Raw genomic sequence first — 21,338 nt, 5'->3', positions numbered from 1 at the left:
GCCCGCAGGCGCATCAATAAACAAACAAGCCACGCGGGAGGACCGGCGTGGCTTGCTGTACGAAAAATGACCGGTCGAGCCGGCCAAAGGCCGCGCAGTATACCTTAAAGATCTGGGTTTAACGCCCCTCTGTCGACCATCTGTCTTGTGGGAAGATTCTGCCCTGCAAACCACGGTTTTACTGACCTGCCGGTCAAACATTATCCGGTGTTGCAGCCCCCTCGAGCTTGCGCCAGAGCAGGCGTACGTTAGCCTTGCGCACCAGGGCGCAGCGATACAGGCGGATTTCCAGCGGAACATGCCATTGCTGGCCGCCACACACTACCAACTCACCGCGGGCCAGTTCCGCACGTACGCTCAATCGCGGCACCCAGGCGATGCCCAATCCTTCCAGTGCCATGCTTTTCAGGCTATCGGCCATGGCGGTTTCATAGACGGTGGTGAAGCGTAGATTCCGCTGACGCAGCAGCAGGTTCACCGAGCGCCCGAGAAAAGCACCCGCGCTATACGCCAGAAGCGGCACGCTGCCGCCATCTTCCAGGCCGAACAACGGCTGACCGTGTTCGTCTGCAGCGCAGACCGGGAGCATTTCAGTGTGCGCAAGGTGCAGGGACGGGAAGATTTCCGGGTCCATTTGCAGGGCTGCGTCAGGATCGTAGAACGCCAGCATCAGATCACATCCGCCTTCACGCAGGGCATGCACCGCCTCGCCGACGTTGGTAGCGACCAATCGAGTGGCGATATTCAGGCCTTCGTTGCGCAACTGTGCGATCCAGCGCGGAAAGAAGCCCAGGGCCAGGGAATGCGCCGCTGCGACCTGCATGACCTCGCCCTGCCCGCCTTCCAGGTGGTGCAAGTGGCGCAGCACTTCGCCCAACTGGTCGACCACGGTACGCGCCGTCACCAGAAACAACTGCCCCGCCGCCGTAAGCTCGATGGGCGTGCGCGAGCGATTGACCAGAGTCAGCCCCAGCGCGGCTTCGAGGCTGCGAATACGCCGGCTGAATGCGGGCTGCGTTACAAACCGCCGCTCCGCCGCCTGGGAAAAACTGCGGGTGGCGGCCAGAGCGCTGAAGTCTTCCAGCCATTTGCTTTCCAGATTCATTTTTCACCTCTGCAACCCTGTGGGAGCTTCTAGGCTTACCCGCAAGCTGAAGTACGACGTGGGACCGGCTTTAGCCGGGAAAGCGGTATTTCTGACGGCCAATTATCAGGGACCGTCACGACCTCTTCCCGGCTAAAGCCGGTCCCACGACACCGCTCCCACATGAGTCACGCTTCTGAATCAATTCAAGTCACAGAGACATTATGCCGTTTGTGCATGGGCCAGTGTGTAACAGCATTAGTCAAATATTGCCGGAAAGGCCAGTATCCGCAGCGTTCCGGCATTATCCGTGCCTTCTTGAGATTATCTCTATCATGTCCTCGCCTGCATCATCGCGCATCGAAAAAGACTTGCTTGGTGTTCTGGAAGTACCCGCTGACGCGTACTACGGTATCCAGACCCTGCGAGCGGTGAACAACTTTCACCTTTCCGGCGTTCCGCTCTCTCACTACCCGAAGCTGGTTGTCGGGCTGGCGATGGTCAAGCAAGCGGCCGCTGATGCCAACCATCAGCTGGGTCACCTCAATGCGACCAAACATGCAGCCATCAGCGAAGCCTGTGCACGTCTGATTCGCGGCGATTTCCACGAGCATTTCGTGGTGGACATGATTCAAGGCGGCGCTGGCACTTCAACCAACATGAATGCCAACGAAGTCATCGCCAACATTGCCCTTGAAGCAATGGGTCTGGAAAAAGGCGATTACAACCAGCTGCACCCGAACAACGACGTCAACATGGCACAGTCCACCAACGACGCTTACCCGACGGCCATCCGCCTGGGCTTGCTGCTGGGTCACGACGCTCTGTTGGCCAGCCTCGACAGCCTGATTCAGGCGTTCTCAGCGAAGGGCCAGGAATTCAATCACGTTCTGAAAATGGGCCGTACCCAGTTGCAGGACGCTGTGCCGATGACCCTCGGCCAGGAATTCCGCGCTTTCGCCACGACCCTGACTGAAGACCTGAACCGTCTGCGCACCCTTGCACCGGAATTGCTCACCGAAGTGAACCTGGGCGGTACGGCCATCGGCACCGGCATCAACGCCGACCCTGGCTATCAGAAGCTGGCGGTGGATCGGCTGGCGATCATCAGCGGTCAACCGCTGGTGCCGGCCGCCGACCTGATCGAAGCCACTTCCGACATGGGCGCCTTCGTGCTGTTCTCCGGCATGCTCAAGCGTACTGCGGTCAAGCTGTCGAAGATCTGCAACGACCTGCGCCTGCTTTCCAGCGGCCCACGCACTGGCATCAACGAAATCAACCTGCCAGCGCGTCAGCCCGGCAGCTCGATCATGCCCGGCAAGGTCAATCCGGTGATCCCGGAAGCAGTCAACATGGTTGCCTTCGAAATCATCGGCAATGACCTGGCACTGACCATGGCGGCCGAAGGCGGTCAATTGCAGCTCAACGTGATGGAGCCGCTGATCGCTTACAAGATCTTCGACTCGATCCGCCTGCTGCAGCGCGCCATGGACATGCTGCGCGAGCACTGCATCGTCGGCATTACCGCCAACGAAGCCCGCTGCCGCGAACTGGTGGAACATTCCATCGGTTTGGTTACCGCGCTGAACCCGTACATCGGTTATGAAAACGCCACCCGTATTGCCCGCATCGCCTTGGAAACAGGCCGCGGCGTACTGGAACTGGTGCGCGAAGAAGGCCTGCTCAACGACGCTATGCTCGACGACATCCTGCGTCCGGAAAACATGATTGCTCCGCGTCTGGTCCCGTTGAAGGCCTGATGCAAATGCTCCATAGCAACACGCTCACCAGGTTGGGGGCCTAGACACCTCCCACCCTTTTGGGGGTCCAGAGACGATTCTCTCCGGGCCCTTTTTTTTACCTGCAAAACGAGTAAAGCCACACCCCACACGGACGTATCCCATTAATAACAAGGGAAAAGTATTGCAGACGCAAGACAAGCGCACCGGTATAGTGCGCGCCCCCTAAAAACAACAGCGAGGATTCTCCAATGCTTGAAGTCATCAACGACTTCCTCTCGGGCAAAGTGCTGATCGTACTGATCGTAGGGCTCGGCGGTTACTTCACGATTCGTTCGCGTTTCGTCCAGTTTCGCCATTTTTTCCATATGTTCGCTGTTTTCAGGGATAGTTTACGTAACAGCACCGGCCAGCTCAGTTCCTTCCAGGCATTGATGCTCAGCCTTGCCGGACGTGTCGGCGCAGGGAATATCGCCGGTGTCGGCATCGCCGTAACCCTGGGTGGTCCGGGTGCCGTGTTCTGGATGTGGGTCACCGCATTGGTGGGCATGGCCAGCAGCTTCATCGAGTGCTCGCTCGCTCAGCTCTACAAACGCAAAGACTCCGAAGGCCAGTTCCGCGGCGGTCCGGCGTATTACATCCAGCATGGTCTGGGTAAGCGCTGGCTCGGTATGGTCATGGCAGTGTTGCTGCTGGTGACCTTCGGTTTCGCCTTCAACGGCTTGCAATCCCACGCGGTGACCGACTCCCTGAAGGGCGCGTTCGGCATCGACACCACGACCACCGGTATCTGCCTCGTAGTCCTGCTGGGTCTGGCGTTCATCGGTGGCATCAAACGTATCGCCGCGATCTCCGATCTGCTGGTGCCAGTCAAAACCCTGATCTACATCGCCGTGACCATCTACGTCATCGTGCTGCAGATCGACCAGGTTCCAGCCATGCTGGCGACCATCGTCAGAAGTGCTTTCGGTCTGGACCCGGTATTTGGCGGTCTGATCGGTAGCGCCATCGTCATGGGCGTGAAACGTGGCGTGTTCGCCAACGAAGCCGGTCTGGGCAGTGCGCCAAACGTGGCCGCCGTTGCTCAGGTCGAGCACCCGATTTCCCAAGGTGTGGTTCAGGCGTTCAGCGTGTTCCTCGATACCTTCGTGATCTGCACCTGTACCGCGTTGCTTATCCTGCTGTCGGGTATTTATGACGTGGGTTACAGCGGCAACGGTATCGTTCTGGCACAGAACTCGCTGGCAGCCGTGGTAGGCGACTGGGGTCGAATCTTCATCAGTGTTGCCTTGGCACTGTTTGTATTCACCTCGATTCTCTACAACTACTACCTGGGCGAAAACAGCCTGCGGTTCCTGGTTGGCGAGAGCAAGAAAGCCATCGTCGGCTATCGGATTTTCGTGTTGGTGCTGATCCTCTGGGGCGCCGTTGTTGATCTCAACACCGTGTTCGCCTTCGCTGACATCACCATGACGCTGCTGGCCTTCGTTAACTTGATCGCCCTGGCAATGTTGTTCAAAGTCGCCATGCGCATCCTGCGTGACTACGATGCGCAACGTAAGGCGGGCGTCAAAACCCCAGTGTTTGATTCGAGCCAGTTCCCGGATCTGGATCTGGACCGCACCGCATGGCCTGCCAACCCGAGCCACACACCGGTCAATCCGGTAGAGGCAACGGCAAAGCCTGCTACTCAAGCCTGATAGTTATTGAGCTACAACCACTGTCATACCGGAGAAGAACCATGACTCTTGAACAGCCTAAACCCGCTCAGCGAGTCATGGTTCTTTATACCGGCGGCACCATTGGCATGCAGGCCAGCGCCAACGGCCTGGCTCCCGCTTCGGGTTTCGAGGCGCGCATGGCCAGGCAACTGGCCGAGCAGCCTGAATTGGTCGTTCCTGAATGGTGCTTTCGCGAGATGGCACCGCTGATCGACAGTGCCAACATGACACCCGCCTACTGGCTGCGTCTGCGTGAAGCGGTGATCCAGGCTGTTGAAATTGATGGCTGCGATGCAGTGCTGATTCTGCACGGCACAGACACTTTGGCGTACAGCGCCGCAGCGATGAGTTTCCAGCTGCTGGGGCTCAGCGCACCGGTGCTGTTCACCGGTTCAATGCTCCCTGCTGGCGTCCCGGACAGCGATGCCTGGGAAAACGTCAACGGCTCGCTGCTGGCGTTGGGTAACGGTTTGCCCTCTGGCGTGCACCTGTACTTCCACGGCGAACTGTTGGCGCCGACCCGCTGCGCGAAAATCCGCAGCTTTGGTCGTCATCCGTTCGCCGCACTGAACCGTGCCCACACTGGTGAAACCCCGGTTACGCGCCCTGCGCAGCTGGATTATCGCCAGCCTAAAGCGTTGTCAGCGGTGGCCGTGCTGCCGTTGTTTCCCGGTATCGGTGCAGCTCAGGTGAACGCGATGATCGCCAGCGGCATCCAGGGTCTGGTACTCGAATGCTTCGGCAGCGGCACCGGCCCCAGCGATGACCCGGCCTTCCTCGCCAGCCTCGAATGCGCCCGCCAGCAAGGCATGTGCGTGGTTGCAATTACGCAGTGCCATGAAGGTGGCGTTGAACTGGACGTCTACGAAGCAGGCAGCCGTTTGCGTGGCGCAGGCGTCCTGTCCGGCGGCGGCATGACCCGGGAAGCTGCGCTGGGCAAACTGCACATGCTGTTCGGTGCAGGTCTGCCACTGGATGAAGTGCGCCGGTTGGTGGAAGTGGATTTGTGTGGGGAGCTGCGCTAAGTCGCGAAGCTCTTGCTGGATGATTTCCTGTGGGAGCGGTGCTTGCCCGCGATAAGGTTTACGCGATCTAAAGTGAACCGCGTCTATCCTTATCGCAGGCAAGCGCCGCACGAGAGTGATCTCAATATTGGCGCGACGACGTGGGACCGGCTTTAGCCGGGAAGAGGCCAGTACAGTCACTACACTTTCATCGTCAGAAATGCCGCCTTCCCGGCTAAAGCCGGTCCCACGTCAGCTTGCGAGCAAACATAGAATCTCCCACAGGCCACACTCAGGCTGGATGAACCCGATCATCCGCTGCATAAATCGCCGTATGCAAACCACCCTGCTCATCCCGCCATGCGCGATACATGCCCGGGGTGTTGAAGCTCAGCGCAGTTTCGCCGGTTGGAGAAACGGCAATTACCCCGCCGTTGCCGCCCATGGCTTTCAATTCGCCTGACACAACCGTGTCGCACGCCGTATTCAGCGTTTCGCCAGCCAGCAAGACTCGGGACGCGATGTTGTGCGCCACTACCGTGCGGATGAAGTATTCGCCGTGGCCCGTCGCAGAAATCGCCGCACTGCGATCATCTGCCCAGGTGCCTGTGCCAATCAGTGGCGAGTCGCCTACACGGCCGTAACGCTTGTTGGTAATCCCGCCCGTTGAAGTGGCAGCTGCCACATGACCATGACGATCCAGCGCCACTGCGCCCACGGTGCCAAATTTCTTGTCCACGCCGCCTGGTTCCAGGGAGACACTATTGGGCTGCTGCAGCTGGGTTTGCCATTGGCGACGACGCAGGTCGGTGTCGTACCAGTCGTTAGGCACTCGCTCCAGATCCTGAGTCTCCAGGAAAGCATCCGCACCGACGCCCGCGAGCAATACGTGCTCGCTATGCTCCATCACGGCCCGCGCTGCGAGGATCGGGTTGCGGACAAAGTGAATCCCTGCCACGGCGCCCGCTTCCCGGTTGGCGCCGTGCATGATTGCCGCGTCCAGTTCGTGATCGCCGGTGTGGGTGAACACCGCGCCTTTACCGGCGTTGAACCAAGGGCATTCTTCCAGCTCAACGACGGCCGCCTGCACGGCGTCGAGGCTACTACCATCCTGTTCGAGCAGCGTCAGGCCAGCTTTCAACGCGCGCAACAAGGCGTCATGAATAGTGGTTTCGTCTTCCGGGGTCAGCAGACCAGGAGTCAAAACGCCTGCGCCACCGTGCAGCGCTATAGCAATAGGATTGGCCATCACGCGTGGACTCCATGGTCGAGGATCTGATTAAGGAAGCGGCGGGTGCGCTCGGATTCCGGCGCCGAGAAGAAACGATCAGGCGTCGCTTGCTCGACGATTTCGCCTTGATCCATGAACACCACCCGATCTGCCACTTTGCGGGCAAAGCCCATTTCGTGGGTCACGCAGATCATGGTCATGCCGTCCTGCGCCAGGCCGGTCATGACTTCCAGGACTTCGGCGATCATTTCCGGGTCCAGTGCCGAGGTCGGCTCGTCAAACAGCATGACTTTGGGCTGCATGCACAACGCACGTGCAATCGCGATGCGCTGCTGCTGACCACCGGACAACTGCGACGGAAACTTGTTGGCGTGGTCGCGCATGCGCACCTTGTCGAGCAGCGCCAGAGCACGCTCGATGGCCTCTTTCTCCGGCACACCCAGGTTGGAGGTCTGCGGCAAGGTGCAGTTCTTCAATACCGTCAGGTGCGGGAACAGGTTGAAATGCTGGAAGCACATGCCGACCTGACGGCGAATCCGCTCCAGGCGTTTCACGTTGCCATCCAGCACTTCGCCCAACACCTCGATGGTGCCTTGCTGATGCTGCTCCAGTTGATTGATGCAACGAATCAGAGTGGATTTCCCCGAGCCGGACGGGCCGCAAATCACCACTTTCTCGCCGGGTTTGACCGACAGCGAAATGTCGCGCAGGACATGGGATTTGCCATACCACTTGTTCAGTTGCTCGATACGCACGATAGGGGCTGCGTCAGCCTCGCGATGATCAGTCATGAGCGGTTCTGTTCCAGTTTCTTTTCAAGGTGTCGGGCATAGCGCGACAGTGCGAAGCAGATGACGAAGAAATAAATCGCCAGGAAAATATAGATTTCGTGGCCATAGCCCACCCATTCCGGCGCGGCGGCGGTGCTCATGGCGATGCCGACGATGTCCAGCACGCCGACGATCATCACCAGCGTGGTTTCCTTGAACAGGCCGATGAACTGGGTCAGCAAGGGCGCGATGGACTGTTTCAACACCTGAGGCAGCACGATCTGGCCCATGGTTTTCCAGTAGCCGAAGCCCAGGGCCTGAGCCGCTTCGTATTGGCCTTTGGGCAGGTTCTGCAGCCCGCCGCGCAAGGTTTCAGCCATATAGGCGGCGGTGAACAGGATCAGCACCAGTTGCACCCGCAACAGGATGTCGAACGCCGAACCCGGTGGCAGGAACAGCTGGATCATCAGCGAGGCCATGAACAGCAGCGAAATGACCGGCACCGAACGCACCAGCTCGATGTAGGTGACGCTGAGCATGCGGATCACCGGCTTCTTCGAGCGACGCCCGAGCGCCAGCAGAATCCCGATAGGCAAGGCGAAGATCATGCCTACCGTGCCAAGAAACACCGTCACCATCATCCCGGCGAACTTGGTCGACGAGATCTCCGGCAAACCCGCGCCGCCTTTGAGCAGCCACCACATGACCACCGGCAACAGCGCCAGATAGCCAATCAGCAGACGACGGTCCAGTCGCTTGAAGAACAGCAGAACGAAGGCGAACACCGCCAGAAACAGCGCCAAGTTGACGCGCCAGCGTTCGGCTTCCGGATAGAAGCCGTACACGAACAGGTTCCAGCGCTGAGTAATCGGCAGCCAGCACGCGCCGTGGGGGTTGCACTCGGTGCGAGCGGTGCCGACAAAAGTGGCGTCGAACACCAGCCAGTTCAGCGCTGCCGGGATGGTCCACAGCAGCAGTGCCAGCACGGCGATGGTCAGCAGACCATGACCGACACTGGGGAACAGATGCTCGCGCGTCCATTCACGTATCTGCACCGGCAACGGCTTGCTGGGCGGCAGGCGCTCGGCGGTGGGTTGATTGATCATGTTCACCGTCAATGGCCTCGCTGGCTGATGCGATGGTTGTAAATGTTCATCGCGATGGAAATCAGCAGGCTGATCACGCAGTAAGTGCCCATCACCAGCGCGATGCACTCAATGGCCTGCCCGGTCTGGTTCAAGGTGGTCCCGCCGGTGGACGAGACCATTTCCATGAAACCGATGACCACGCCAAGGGAGGAGTTCTTGACGATGTTCAAGTAGGTGTTGGTGACCTGCGGAATCATCGGATAAACCGCTTGCGGCACGATCAGCTGGCGCATGGTCGGGCCATATTCGAAACCCAAAGCCTTGGCCGCTTCGTACTGCCCGCGCTGCACTGACTGGATCGCGCCACGCACGATTTCGGCAATGTAACTGGCGCTGTAGAAGGACAAAGCCAACCACAAGGCAAGCAGTTCCGGCACCAGCGCCACGCCACCCTTGAAGCCGAAACCTTTGGCGGCCGGGACTTCCCAGGCCCAGTGCGCGTCACTCAAGGCATAAGCCAGCAACGGCAACAGCAGCGCCCCTGCCAAGAGCAGCGGCCAGCGGCGAGGGGTGAAGCTGCGCCACTGGGATTTGGCGTCGCGAAAGCGGCAGGCGATCAAGCCCAACAGCGCGCCAAGGACCATCAATGCCACGCCCCAGCCCACCAGTGAACCCTTGGCAGGCCACGGCAACATCAAGCCGCTGTTGCTCAGATACGCCACGTCGAACAGTGAAATAGCCTGTTTAACCCCAGGCAGTGCCAACGCCAGCCCGTACCACCAGACCAGATGCACCACCAACGGCACGTTACGCAAAAATTCGATGCTGGCGCCGGCCAGGCGACTGATCAGCCAGTTCTCGGAAACCTTGCACAGGCCCAACGCCACGCCCAGCACAGTCGCGGTCACGATACTCATCACCGAGACCAGCAACGTATTGAGCAACCCCACCAGATACGCACGGCCGTAGCTGTCGTTCGGGGTGAAGTCGATCAGTTTGAAGCTGATGTCATAGCCAGCCCGCTGCGACAGAAAGTCAAAGCCGGAGGCGATGTTCAGCGCCTTCAAATTGAGGCTGGCGTTATGCGCCAGCACGTAAAACACAGCTGCAACAATGGCCAGAACCAGGCCTTGCTGCAGCACGCTCAGCACTCGAGCGTTCTGCAAGCGTTGGGTCCACATGAAAGTATTTCCGTTGGGTTATAACGCGATCAGCGGATTGGCGGCGCGTACAGCAGACCCTGATCTTTCCAGGTGCGGTTAAGCCCGCGCGGGAAGTTCAGGATGGTTTTTTCGCCAAGGTTGCGATCGTAGACTTCAGCGTAATTGCCCACCTGTTTGATGGCCCGGTACGCCCAGTCATTGTCCAGGCCGAATGCCTTGCCGACCGAACCGTCAGTGCCGAGCAGACGTGCAACGTCCGCCGAACCGCCCTTCTTGCTGTGCATTTCGTCGACGTTGGCTGAGGTGATGCCGAATTCCTCGGCGGTCATCAGCGCGTACGCAGTCCAAGTCACGATGTTGCGCCACACGGTATCGCCTTGAGCCACGAATGCACCCAGCGGCTCTTTGGAAATGATCTCAGGGAGCAGCGCGTAGTCTTGCGGGTTGTTCATGACCGCACGACGCGAGGCCAGGCCCGACAGGTCGTTGGAAATCGCGTTGCAGCGACCGCTCTGGAAGGCTGCGAACAGCTCCGGGCTTTTTTCGATGATCACGGTTTTGTAGGTCAGGCCGCGCTGGCTGAAGTAGTCATCCAGGTTCTGTTCCGAGGTAGTGCCCGGTGAAAGACAGAACGTCGCGCCGTCCAGATCAGTCAATTTCTGGATGCCGTCTTTGGCATGGGTCATGAAACCCTGGCCGTCGTAGAACCAAACCGTGGTGAAATCCACACCGAGGCTGGCGATACGGTCGGCCGTCCATGAGGTCGCACGAGACAACACGTCAATTTCGCCGGAAGCCAATGCTGTAAAACGGTTCTTGCCGGTGGTGGCGATGTACTCAACCTTGGTCGAGTCGCCTAACACTGCTGCGGCAACCGCGCGGCAGAGGTCAACGTCCATGCCGGTCCATTGGCCCTTGTCATCAATCAGCGAAAACCCCGGTTTGTCACTGGCCACACCGCAACGTACGGCGCCGTGAGCCTTGACCTTTTCGAGGACGCCAGCCTGAGCGGCAGCAGCGCCTGCCAGACTCAGCAGCAGCATTGATGATGTGAGTAACGTCTTAAGGCCATTCCGTTTTTGCATAGCATTGCCCCTTCTACGACATATTCTTGTAATGATTGATGGACCACGATAGACCGGCAGGTGGCGATTACCTGCACAATAGCCATACAAAACCTGCATGCGTTAGTAAGAGTTGATCCACTATGCTGGTTGAGCTATCGAATTTTGGAATAGTGTATGGATATTGATTGGTACGAGGATTTTCTTGCGCTGGCTGACACCGGCAAATTCACCGCCGCCGCCAGTATGCGAGGCTCATCGCAGTCAGCTCTCAGCCGCCGCATTCAGTTGCTGGAAGCGCGCCTGGGCACCACGCTGATTGACCGCAGCAAGAATCCGATCCGCCTGACCGCTGCCGGCGAGGCGCTGCTGCCCAACGCCTCGGAACTGGTGCGACTGGCTCGGGATTGCGAGCAAAGCGTGAAGATCATTGATCGGGCGCTGACGTTTGCATCGCTGCATACCTTGGGCTGCAACTTCTTCCCGGATTGGATCAGCCAGTTCTCCTCCGTCGACGCGCCGATGTTTACCCGGATCGACACGGGCTATCGCAGTACCGATGACTACTACATGGCGTTAATGTCGGGGCGCTGCGATTTCATTCTGTTTTATCGGGATGCGCAGACCGAGCCGTATTCGCGGCAAAGCGAGTTCGAAGTGTTGTCCTTGGGTCATGACGAGCTGTACTGGGTGGCGACGCCAGAACTGGCGGCACGTTGCACTGATCCTGAGGTGTCGATTCCATGGCTGACTTACGCCCGCAGTGCGCAATTGCATGACTTGTCGCGCAAGCAGATCAAACGCCACCCGGAGCCGCACCGGTTACGCCGGGTGTTCGAGGCCACTGTCTCGGAAGCCCTCAAGCCCATGGCCGCAGCGGGACACGGCGTAGCCTGCATGCCCCACACCATGGTGGCAGCGATGATCGAGCGCAAAGAGCTGGTGCGGTTGTACCCGGACATGGAATCCGATCACCTGGAAGTCATTCTGGTGCGCTGGCGCGGCAACCGTAACCCCGACGCGGATGCGTTCTGGAAAAAGATTTCCTGATTGCTCCCGAAGATTGCGGCTTCCCCTGTGGGAGCGGTGCTTGCCCGCGATAAAGGCGACGCGGTGTATCTGATAAATCGCAGCGTCTCTATTGCGGGCAAGCACCGCTCCCACAGGCACAGCGTTTCAATTCAAGCAGTTGATCAGACGGTACTTTCAACCCGTGCATCTCGCAGCATCGAATCCAGGTTGCGCTCGATGTTGTCGCACAGCGCGGTCATCTGGATTTCGTGTTCGCTGGCGCTGAACGGGCTCTGCAGGTCGGTGCCGATTTTCTCGATGGCCAGCAGCATGAAGCCCACCACCGTTGAAGCCAGCGGGGTGAACCAGCCCAGGGTATCCACCAAGCCAATTGGCACGATCAGGCAGAACAGGCTGATGAACAATCGCGGAAACGCCACGTACGGGTAAGGCAGCGGCGTGTTGGCGATTCGTTCCATGCCGCCCTGGCAGTTGGAAATTTCCACCAGTGTCGACTCGATGCGCGCCAGACGAATGCTGTCCAGGCGACCGGCTTCGTATTCCTTGGCCAGCAAGGCAGCCGAGGCGTTGAGCACGTCATTGGGGAAGTTGTTGGTGTCATGTCTGCGTGAATACTCCTCGCGAGTAATCAGCGACCGCACGTCTTCGCCACAGGAATTGCCCTTCAAATGCGCCGACAGGCACTTCACGTAGGCCACATGCCTTCTCAACAGAATGGCTTTGGTGGGGTTGATATCGCCGTCATCCTCGATGAGGGTCAGCACCTGGCGAGCGAAGCTACGGGAGTTGTTGACTAGCGCGCCCCATAGGGTGCGGGCTTCCCACCAGCGGTTGTAGGCGCTGGAGTTGCGAAAGCTGGTCAATACCACCAAAGCAGAACCCAGCAAGGTCAGCGGCATGGACGGCAGACTGATCTTGCGATCGAGAAACAGCATGAAATCGGCGGTGACGATGATGTCCCAGATCAGCAGCCAGAACAGCGACCAGCCTACATAACCCACGGTTTTGATCAGAAATCGGTACTTCTGGATGATGGCTTGTTTCATGGGATGACCTCAGGGCGACTGCGTAATGCACGCCACTCCCCTGCTTCGAATCCCTTTCCCGCATATGGTTCGCGTCAGGCCGCACAAAAGCTGAATCGATTAATGTTCACTTAAGGTTTCGACCAGAAATAAAGCGGGCAGCGATCTGACATCACAAAATCCGCAGGAACAAACCAGCCCCGACTACGCTCAACCCTTCTCTGCTGTTAAGCAACACGTCACCGAGGGTTAATTCAATGGGCTCGTCTTTTTCCAGCGAACAAAGCACCGCACGCGACCAACTCTGCATCAACACCATCCGCACTCTGGCCATGGATGCCGTACAGAAGGCCAACTCCGGCCATCCCGGTACGCCCATGGCCCTCGCGCCGGTGGGCTACACCCTGTGGAATCAATTCCTGCGCTATCACCCCGAGCACCCGGACTGGCCGAATCGTGACCGCTTCGTGCTGTCGGTAGGCCATGCGTCCATGTTGCTGTACTCGCTGCTGCACCTGGCGGGCGTTGTAGAAATCGACGAGCACGGCAAACCGTCGGGCAAACCCGCTGTAAGCCTTGAAGACATCAAGCAGTTCCGCCAGCTCGACTCCAAAACCCCAGGCCATCCGGAATACCGCATGACCACTGGCGTAGAGACCACCACCGGCCCGCTGGGTCAGGGCTGCGCCAACAGCGTCGGCATGGCCATGGCGGAGCGCTGGCTGGGCGAGCGCTTCAATGGGCCGGACCGCACGCTGTTCGACTACAGCGTTTACGTGCTGTGTGGCGACGGCGACATGATGGAGGGCGTGACCAGCGAGGCAGCGTCCATGGCCGGGCATTTGAAGCTCGCCAATCTTTGCTGGATCTACGACAACAACACCATCAGCATCGAAGGCCACACCGAGCTGGCGTTCAGCGAGGATGTGCAGACCCGTTTCGAAGGCTATGGCTGGAACACTCTGCATGTGGCGGATGCCAACGACACCGAGGCACTGGCCCGTGCCCTGGAAGTGTTCAAGCGTACTAATGACGCCCCGACGTTGATCGTGGTCGACAGCGTGATCGGCTATGGCTCACCCCATAAGCACAACACTGCGGCGGCCCACGGTGAGCCGTTGGGTGAAGACGAAATCAAGCTGACCAAGAAGGCTTACGGCTGGGATGAAAACTCCAGCTTCCTGGTGCCCGATGACGCTCGCACCTGGTTGCGTGATGCCCTGGTTGAACGCAACGCCAGCGACTATGAAGCCTGGCAGGCTGCCCTGAGTGCGCTGGAAGATCAGCAACCCGATCTGGCCGACGAGCTGCGACGTATGCGCGCCGGGGAAATGCCCGCGCAGTGGCAGGACAATCTGGAAGCCTTTGATGCGGACGCCAAAGGCATCGCGTCTCGTGCCTCCGGTGGCAAGGTCCTCAACGCTTTCGCGGCCAAAATCCCTTGGCTGTTGGGCGGCTCGGCGGACTTATCACCTTCCACCAAAACCAACCTGACCTTCGAGGGTGCGGGCAGTTTTTCAGCGGATAACTACAGCGGTCGCAACCTGCACTTCGGCATCCGCGAACACGCCATGGGCTCCATTGCCAACGGCATGGCGCTGTCCTATGTGCGGCCTTATACCTCGACCTTCCTGGTATTCAGCGATTACATGAAGCCGCCGATTCGTCTGGCGTCGATCATGGAGTTGCCGGTGGTCTTCGTGTTCACCCACGACTCCATCGGTGTGGGCGAAGACGGTCCGACTCACCAGCCCATCGAACAACTGACCCAATTGCGGGCCACGCCGGGCTTGCTCACCCTGCGCCCCGGCGATGCCAATGAAACAGCTCAGGCCTGGAAAATAGCTCTGGCGCAGACCAATCGACCTTCTTGCATCGTGCTGTCGCGTCAACCGCTGCCGACGCTGGATCGCACGCAGTATTCATCCGCCGAAGGGCTTTCAAAAGGCGCCTATGTGCTGGCCGATGCCAAAGACGGCGAGCCGGAGGTGATTTTGATGGCGACGGGTAGCGAAGTCAGCCTGGTAGTCGAGGCTTTCGAACAACTGAAGGCACAGGGCGTTGCCGCACGTGTGGTGTCGATGCCGAGTTGGGAGCTGTTCGAGGATCAGGATCAGGCCTATCGCGACAGCGTATTCCCGCCGGCGGTTACCGCTCGGGTCGCCGTGGAACAGGCTGGGCCCCTGGGTTGGGACCGTTACGTGGGCAACACGGGCGCCAAGGTCATGATGACCACCTTCGGCGCCTCGGCCCCTATCGATAAGCTGCAGGCCAAGTTTGGCTTCACTGTGGAGAACATCGTGAAGCTGGCGAAGGAGCAGATGGGTAAATAAACAATCTTCCGTAGGAGCGCGCTTGCCCGCGATAGCGTCAGGTCAGCCAGTGACAATGTGACTGATACACCGCCATCGCGGGCAAGCGCGCTCCTACGAGATTTGGGGTTCTGTTACATCAACAGCCGCTCAACGCCACCTGCGGTTTCTCACCGGCGAAGAAGAACGGCCGGAACTTCACGCCAACTACGTTCCCGACGTACGCAGCCACCAGCCACAACCAGCCATGCAGACTGCCAGAGGCGATTCCGCTGAAGTACGCGCCGATGTTGCAGCCATAAGCCAGACGCGAACCGTAACCCAGCAGCAAGCCACCAATCACCGCCGCCACGATGGAGCGAGCCGGGATGTTCAGGTTCGGGGCGAAACGTCCTGCAAGGCCAGCAGCCAGCAACGCACCGAGCATGATGCCAATGTCCATCACACTGGTGATGTCTTCCCACACCGGAGCGGCCAGCGCCTTGGCGTTTGCCGGCATCTGCCAGAACGCCCAACTGCCCACATCCACGCCCAGCGAACCCGCCACCTTCGCGCCCCACAAGGCGAACGCCGAGGTGATGCCCCATGGACGGCCGGCCAGGGCCAGGGTCGCGTAGTTGAGCAAAGCCAAGCCAATCGCACCCCACACCAGAGGCCATGGCCCGCGCAGGAATCGGCGCAAGCCAACGTGCTCGCTGGTCACCGCAGCTTCCAGCTGACCATGACGCCGCTTCTCCAGACGTACCGTGACAAAGGCGATGACGGCAAATACCGCCAGGCTCAGGACCAGCGCCGGGATCACGCCGAAACTTTGACGATGGAGGTGGCCGGGAACGACGGCAGTGCAAACCACCAGTCCACGTGATGGGTCGCAATCAGCGAGCCGAGGATGAAGAACAGCAAGGTCACCAGCATCCGCGCGTTGCCGCCGCCCGCCGTGAACAGCGTACCGGACGCACAACCACCGCCCAGCTGCATGCCGATACCGAAGATAAAGGCACCGAACACCACGGACACACCGGCTGGCGCTACCAGACCATTTACCGGCTGGCCAAACAACGTGCCCGCCCCTAGCGCCGGGAAAAACAGCACGACGGCAATGGCCAGCATCACCATCTGCGCCCGCAGCCCAGCACCACGGCGTTCACGAATGAATACGCGCCATGCCGAAGTAAAGCCAAAAGCGGCGTGGTAAAGGGTCAGGCCCAGCGCTGCGCCGACGATCAGCAACAGCACCTGGCGCACGCCAACGCTGCTCAGCAGGAACATCGCAATGAACAACAGAATAAACGCAGCAATCAGCGGCGCACCGGGCTTGCGAGCGGGTGCCGCAGCAAGAGAAGTACTCATGGATGGTCTCGGTTGAAAGGGGAATGGCGGGGAGTATATCGCGCGCAAGCTTTCATGATCCTGCCGAAGTACCCTTGAGCTGTGAACCATCCTGTGGGAGCGAATTCATTCGCGAATACGGTATTTCAGCCGACAAATCTATATGGGATGTACCGCCCCCTTCGCGAATGAATTCGCTCCCACAAATGCTGGGCCGACTACAAGTCCCGGTAGGAGCCTAATTGTTGGCGAGGCGATTAACAGGCCATGCTGATCCATTGTCCGCACTGACGCCTCGCCAGCGGTGCATATCAATCCCGCCAAACCGACTTCAATCTCTCCAACGCACTGGCAATATCCACTTCCGGTACCGCCGCAAATCCCAGCACCAGCCCTGCCCGCTCATCCGCAGGCTCACTGGATTCGGACAGCCAATAGCTGCTCAACGGAGTGATTTCGACGCCCACGCTTTCAGCCTTGTCGATGAGTTCCTTTTCTCGCTGGACGCTGTCGACACTTACCGCCACATGCAGCCCCGCAACCACCTTGGGCAGGGTTGCACAGCCGCGAATGTCATCAGGCCAACCGCTCAGCAAGGCATTGCGACGGCTCAGGGCTGCACGCCGCATGCGGCGAATATGGCGCTGGAAATGCCCTGCGGCGATGAATTCAGCCATGACCGCCTGAGTGCTGATCTCCGAGTGGCGCATGTCCACGGCGCGGCGCTGGCTGAACGGTTCGACCAACTCGACCGGTAACACCAGATAGCCCAGACGCAAACCCGGATAAGCGATCTTGCCGAAGGTCCCGACATACAAGACCCGCCCCGCCCGATCCAATGCCGCCAGAGGTGCCAACGGGGCACCGCTGTAACGGTATTCGCCGTCATAGTCGTCTTCGACGATCCAGCCTTGAGTCTTCTGCGCCCAGGCGAGCAGTTCCAGACGGCGGGCCAGGCTCATGACGACCCCCATCGGGTATTGATGGGAGGGCGTGACATAAGCCAATTTGCAGTCACTTTGCTCAACCTGCGCGACGCGCATGCCCTCCTCGTCTACGGCAACGCCCTGCAATTTCGCGCCGGCCACGGCGAACGCATGACCCGCGGCCCGATAGCCCGGATTTTCGATCGCCACACCGTCGCCAGGCTCTAACAACAGCTGTGCACAAAGACTTATGGCTTGCTGTGCGCCACTGGTGATTACTATTTGCTCAGCACTGCACTGCAAACCTCGCGAGGTACGCAGATAAACTGCGATGAGTTCACGCAGCCGTCTAAAGCCTGCCGCTTCGCCATAACCCAGCACAGCCAGATCAGGTTTGCGCCAGAAAGCCGCGTACAGCTTGCCCCACACTTCAAACGGGAACAGATCGAACGCCGGAACACCGACGCGAAAAGCACGAGGCCCGCTGGATGAAGGCCGACTTAAATGATGCTGTTTAAGCAGCTCTATCGCCGAGCTGTGGATAACTTCGTCAGTGGAAAATCCAGCTGATTCAGCGATATTTGTGGATAAGCCTGTGGGTAAGCTTGTTGATAAGCCTGTGGACACTTTTGTGGATAGTTTTTTGACTGCCGATACCTGGCCGGTCAATCGCGCTACGTAAGTGCCGTCACCAATGCGCCCCTCCGTGAAGCCTTCAGCGTAGAGCTGGTCATAGGCACGCATCACGCTGTTACGCGAAATGCCAAGCGACGCAGCGAGATCACGGCTGGCAGGCAATCGCGTGCCGCTACCCACGCGTCCGTCGAGTATTCGTACACGCAAGGCCTGATACAGCTGGCGGCTTAAACCCTGACGGCGGTCCAGTTCGATACCGGCCAGGCTGAACGGGAAAGACGGCGGCAGTTCGGACATGTATTGGCCCTATCGAATTGAGCTTAAATGGCTCTTACAACAAACCAATAGGCTGCCTAGGATTGATCCCGTCGCCAAGGAGAATTTTATGTATACCCCTGCCGCCTTCAGAGATGACGATATCGCGAGCCTTCACGGGCTGATCGAACACACCCGCCTGGCGATCCTGGTCACTCACAATGAAACCGGCATGCAGGCCAGCCATCTGCCGTTGCTGCTGCGTCGCGAACAAGGTCCGAATGGCACCCTTTACGGCCATCTCGCCCGGGCGAACCCTCAATGCCGAGCGCTGCGAGATGGCGCAGAAGTGATGATTATTTTTCCCGGCGCTGATGCATATGTGAGCCCGGCGTTTTATCCGGCAAAGGCCGAGCACGGCAAGGTCGTGCCTACGTGGAATTATGTGGCGGTTCATGCCTACGGCATCGCAGACGTGTTCAGCGATGCGCAGCGCCTACTGGAGGTGGTTAGCGCCCTGACCGACAAGCATGAAGCCGGTCGCGCGAGCCCTTGGGCCGTGGCCGATGCGCCTGCCGAGTACATCGAGAAAATGCTCGGCGCCATCGTTGGCTTTGCGTTACCCATCGAACGCCTTGAAGGCAAGCGCAAACTCAGCCAGAACCGCTCGGCCGAAGACGTCAATGGTGTACATGAGGGCCTGGCAGCCAGCGCAGATGGCAAAGACCGGGAGCTGGCGCAGTTGATGAGCTGAATGTAGATGGCTCTATGTTTCAAAGAATTCGTAGGAGCGCGCTTGCCCGCGATAGCGTCAGGTCAGTCAACAATGACGTTATTGATCCATCGCTATCGCGGGCAAGCGCGCTCCTACGGAAACGTATTCCAACTCAATCGTTGTGCTTAGGAGACTCCTGTGACCGCTATCCAGATTCGCCCCGTCAGCCAACAGGATCACGCCGCATGGCTGCCGCTTTGGCATGCCTACCTGACCTTCTACAAAACCGAGTTGCCTGACGCGGTGAGCGCCAGCACCTGGCAACGCTTTCTCGATCCGGCCGAACCCACCAACGCCGCGCTGGCCTGGCTGGACGGCAAGGCGGTGGGCATGGTCCATTTCATCTACCATCGCTCGAACTGGAGTGTTGCCAATGCCTGTTATCTACAGGATTTGTTGGTCGATCCCGGACAACGGGGCACAGGTATTGGCCGACTGTTGATCGAGCACGTTTACGCCACCGCCAGAGCCAACAACTGCGACAAGGTCCACTGGCTGACCCACGAAACCAATGCCACGGCGATCCAGCTTTACGAGCGCATCGCCGAGCGCCCGGGTTACATTCAATTTCGCAAAATGATCTAGGAAATGCGCCCATGTCGACATGTGTTACCGATTGGCAGCCAGCCAGGCTGCCGGATAGCCACACCCTTGAAGGTCGTTTTATCCGCCTGGAGAAACTCGATGTCGCGCGCCATGCCGATGGTTTGTGGACGGCACTGGAAGGCCCGAACTCGGACCGCAAGCTCTGGGATTACCTGCCTTACGGGCCTTTTTCAGAGCGTACTGAGTTCAACGCCTGGCTCACCCGTCATGCCGCCGACACTGACCCTTGGTTCTACGCGGTGGTCGATCAGGCAACCGGCGCAGTCGAAGGCTGCCTGAGTCTGATGTCCATCGTGCCGGCCCACGGCCGTATCGAGATCGGCCACGTGACCTTCGGCGCCGCCATGCAGCGCACGCCCAAAGGCACCGAGGCGGTTTATCTGCTGGCCAAAGAGTCCTTCGCGCTGGGCAACCGCCGTCTGGAATGGAAATGCAACGGCGACAACGCTCGCTCTAAACGCGCCGCCGACCGCTTCGGTTTCACCTACGAAGGCACGTTCCGCCAACATATGGTGGTCAAGGGCATGAACCGCAACACCGCCTGGTATTCGATCATCGACAGCGAATGGCCTGAACTGCAAAAAGCATTCGAAGGCTGGCTGGCGGCGGATAACTTTGAAGGCGGGCAGCAAATTAAAGGGCTGGAAGCGTTTCGCAGCCTGTAGGAGCTGCCGGTGGCCGCGAACCGCAGTGTGCCTGACACACCGCCATCGCGGCCTCGCAGTGCTCGTGCGCTCCTACAAAGCAATCAAACAAGCTGTTACATATCAGATAGTTAAGATTTTATCGCTTACACGTATGGTTCTGTTCGTGCCAAACAGGCATGCACTTATTAACCCGCAAGAAACAACAAGGATGTTGTGAACATGGCTACAGAACACACTCTTTCCATGCAGGACATAAACACCAAGGCAGCGCCGGCAAACCCATGGCGCGTACCCGCTCCGATTTTGCATAACGGCAAATATGGCAGTGTCATGATTGATCGCGGCGAACTGAAGAAGGCCGTGGCAGGTAGTAAAAACTACTATCTGTTTTCGGAAACTGGCGCAGGCGTTCAATCCCTGATCATCGTTGGCACCCCGCTCCAGATCATGGAGTTTCTGCTTTCCCATGAAACACATGGTATCGAGAGCCAGATCAAGACTCTGCCGGACATCTACATGGGCATTGCGCCGTTCAAAGCCCAGGAGCGCTTCAGCGGAGTTTTCCCCATCGGGAATACGCTGGTTGACGTCGTAAAGTATTTCGCCAGCGTCATTCCTGTACCGGACTGGGTAACGCTTGCAGCCAGCCCGACCAGTTTGAATGACATGAGGAAATCGATCGCGGGCTTGAACGACGCGCAGAAACATAAAGGCCAACTCCTGTACGTGAAGTTCAGCTACCTGAAAGAAGACGGTATGGAGAAGATCGCATCCAAAAGTATCAACTTCCGGCAGATCGCTGAGGCGATCCAGAAGCGTTATAAAAAGCCATAAAAAAAGGGAGCCACGAGGGCTCCCCAGAGGAAATCTAACCGGTATTTCTCTGTAGGAGCTCATGAGCAGTGCGAGGCAGCGATAGCGATCTGCCTGA

The 21,338-nt window shown here is 58.8% G+C and carries 17 protein-coding genes and 1 pseudogene; 9 read left to right on the top strand and 9 right to left on the bottom strand.

Translation table 11 applies throughout. The features are described 5' to 3' along the window. Positions 1–193: 193 nt before the first annotated feature. Positions 194–1,105: a LysR substrate-binding domain-containing protein gene (locus IV01_RS12725; RefSeq protein WP_032628589.1), complete on the bottom strand. Its 912-nt coding sequence runs from the start codon at positions 1,103–1,105 to the stop codon at positions 194–196. Between the two features lie 314 nt (positions 1,106–1,419). Here IV01_RS12725 and IV01_RS12730 point away from each other — a divergent pair, with 314 nt between their 5' ends. The 3 genes from IV01_RS12730 (at position 1,420) to IV01_RS12740 (ending at position 5,569) form a co-directional block, all read left to right on the top strand. Continuing rightward, positions 1,420–2,844 carry an aspartate ammonia-lyase gene (locus IV01_RS12730; RefSeq protein WP_032628588.1) on the top strand — a complete coding sequence of 475 codons (1,425 nt, stop codon included), beginning with the start codon at positions 1,420–1,422 and terminating at the stop codon, positions 2,842–2,844. A 230-nt stretch (positions 2,845–3,074) separates the two neighbouring features. Further along, positions 3,075–4,523: an alanine/glycine:cation symporter family protein gene (locus IV01_RS12735; protein WP_032628587.1), complete on the top strand. Its 1,449-nt coding sequence runs from the start codon at positions 3,075–3,077 to the stop codon at positions 4,521–4,523. 41 nt (positions 4,524–4,564) lie between these two features. Beyond that, positions 4,565–5,569, top strand: a complete 1,005-nt coding sequence (locus IV01_RS12740; protein WP_032628586.1) for an asparaginase — start codon at positions 4,565–4,567, stop codon at positions 5,567–5,569. A gap of 271 nt (positions 5,570–5,840) precedes the next feature. On the opposite strand, the gene IV01_RS12745 is transcribed toward IV01_RS12740, so the two are convergent. From IV01_RS12745 to IV01_RS12765, 5 genes are read right to left on the bottom strand one after another with little or no spacing between them, the layout of a single operon-like run. After that, positions 5,841–6,797 carry an isoaspartyl peptidase/L-asparaginase family protein gene (locus IV01_RS12745; protein WP_032628585.1) on the bottom strand — a complete coding sequence of 319 codons (957 nt, stop codon included), beginning with the start codon at positions 6,795–6,797 and terminating at the stop codon, positions 5,841–5,843. Beyond that, complete coding sequence (locus IV01_RS12750; protein ID WP_032628584.1) at positions 6,797–7,570, bottom strand: amino acid ABC transporter ATP-binding protein; 774 nt, start codon at positions 7,568–7,570, stop codon at positions 6,797–6,799. The genes IV01_RS12745 and IV01_RS12750 overlap by 1 nt, the downstream gene beginning before the upstream one ends. Further along, a complete protein-coding gene (locus IV01_RS12755) occupies positions 7,567–8,655 on the bottom strand; it encodes an amino acid ABC transporter permease (RefSeq protein ID WP_032628583.1) in 1,089 nt (362 codons plus the stop codon). The genes IV01_RS12750 and IV01_RS12755 overlap by 4 nt, the downstream gene beginning before the upstream one ends. An 8-nt stretch (positions 8,656–8,663) precedes the next feature. Then, positions 8,664–9,818, bottom strand: coding sequence for an amino acid ABC transporter permease (locus IV01_RS12760; protein WP_032628582.1), 1,155 nt, complete (start codon positions 9,816–9,818; stop codon positions 8,664–8,666). Between the two features lie 29 nt (positions 9,819–9,847). Further along, positions 9,848–10,885, bottom strand: a complete 1,038-nt coding sequence (locus IV01_RS12765) for an amino acid ABC transporter substrate-binding protein (protein WP_032628581.1) — start codon at positions 10,883–10,885, stop codon at positions 9,848–9,850. Positions 10,886–11,041: 156 nt separating this feature from the next. Between IV01_RS12765 and IV01_RS12770 the strand changes: the two genes are divergently transcribed. Further along, positions 11,042–11,914 (top strand): LysR family transcriptional regulator, encoded by an 873-nt coding sequence (locus IV01_RS12770; RefSeq protein WP_032628580.1) that lies wholly within the window; start codon positions 11,042–11,044, stop codon positions 11,912–11,914. Positions 11,915–12,057: 143 nt separating this feature from the next. Here the strand turns inward: IV01_RS12770 and IV01_RS12775 are convergent, their stop codons facing one another. After that, positions 12,058–12,942 (bottom strand): bestrophin family protein, encoded by an 885-nt coding sequence (locus IV01_RS12775; protein ID WP_032628579.1) that lies wholly within the window; start codon positions 12,940–12,942, stop codon positions 12,058–12,060. A gap of 236 nt (positions 12,943–13,178) precedes the next feature. Here IV01_RS12775 and tkt point away from each other — a divergent pair, with 236 nt between their 5' ends. Further along, entirely contained in the window at positions 13,179–15,254 is a 2,076-nt protein-coding gene (gene tkt / locus IV01_RS12780) for a transketolase (RefSeq protein ID WP_032628578.1), read from the top strand. A gap of 118 nt (positions 15,255–15,372) precedes the next feature. Here the strand turns inward: tkt and IV01_RS0125070 are convergent. Then, positions 15,373–16,583: pseudogene (locus IV01_RS0125070) on the bottom strand (YeeE/YedE family protein). Between the two features lie 290 nt (positions 16,584–16,873). Further along, positions 16,874–18,421, bottom strand: coding sequence for a PLP-dependent aminotransferase family protein (locus tag IV01_RS12785; protein ID WP_032628577.1), 1,548 nt, complete (start codon positions 18,419–18,421; stop codon positions 16,874–16,876). A gap of 88 nt (positions 18,422–18,509) precedes the next feature. Between IV01_RS12785 and IV01_RS12790 the strand changes: the two genes are divergently transcribed. The 4 genes from IV01_RS12790 to IV01_RS12805 all read left to right on the top strand — a co-directional run bounded on the left by IV01_RS12790 (position 18,510) and on the right by IV01_RS12805 (position 21,241). Continuing rightward, positions 18,510–19,133 carry an FMN-binding negative transcriptional regulator gene (locus IV01_RS12790; protein WP_032628576.1) on the top strand — a complete coding sequence of 208 codons (624 nt, stop codon included), beginning with the start codon at positions 18,510–18,512 and terminating at the stop codon, positions 19,131–19,133. Positions 19,134–19,292: 159 nt separating this feature from the next. Further along, positions 19,293–19,739, top strand: coding sequence for a GNAT family N-acetyltransferase (locus tag IV01_RS12795; protein WP_032628575.1), 447 nt, complete (start codon positions 19,293–19,295; stop codon positions 19,737–19,739). Between the two features lie 11 nt (positions 19,740–19,750). After that, positions 19,751–20,425, top strand: a complete 675-nt coding sequence (locus tag IV01_RS12800; RefSeq protein WP_032628574.1) for a GNAT family N-acetyltransferase — start codon at positions 19,751–19,753, stop codon at positions 20,423–20,425. A gap of 201 nt (positions 20,426–20,626) precedes the next feature. Next, the gene (locus IV01_RS12805) at positions 20,627–21,241 is read left to right on the top strand and encodes a hypothetical protein (protein ID WP_032628573.1); all 615 of its coding nucleotides are present in this window, start codon (positions 20,627–20,629) and stop codon (positions 21,239–21,241) included. Positions 21,242–21,338: the final 97 nt, after the last annotated feature.

Origin of the sequence: Pseudomonas syringae (assembly GCF_000737245.1) — a bacterium.
Taxonomy (GTDB): Bacteria; Pseudomonadota; Gammaproteobacteria; order Pseudomonadales; family Pseudomonadaceae; genus Aquipseudomonas; species Aquipseudomonas syringae_J.
This window is presented reverse-complemented; position numbering and strand designations above follow the sequence as displayed.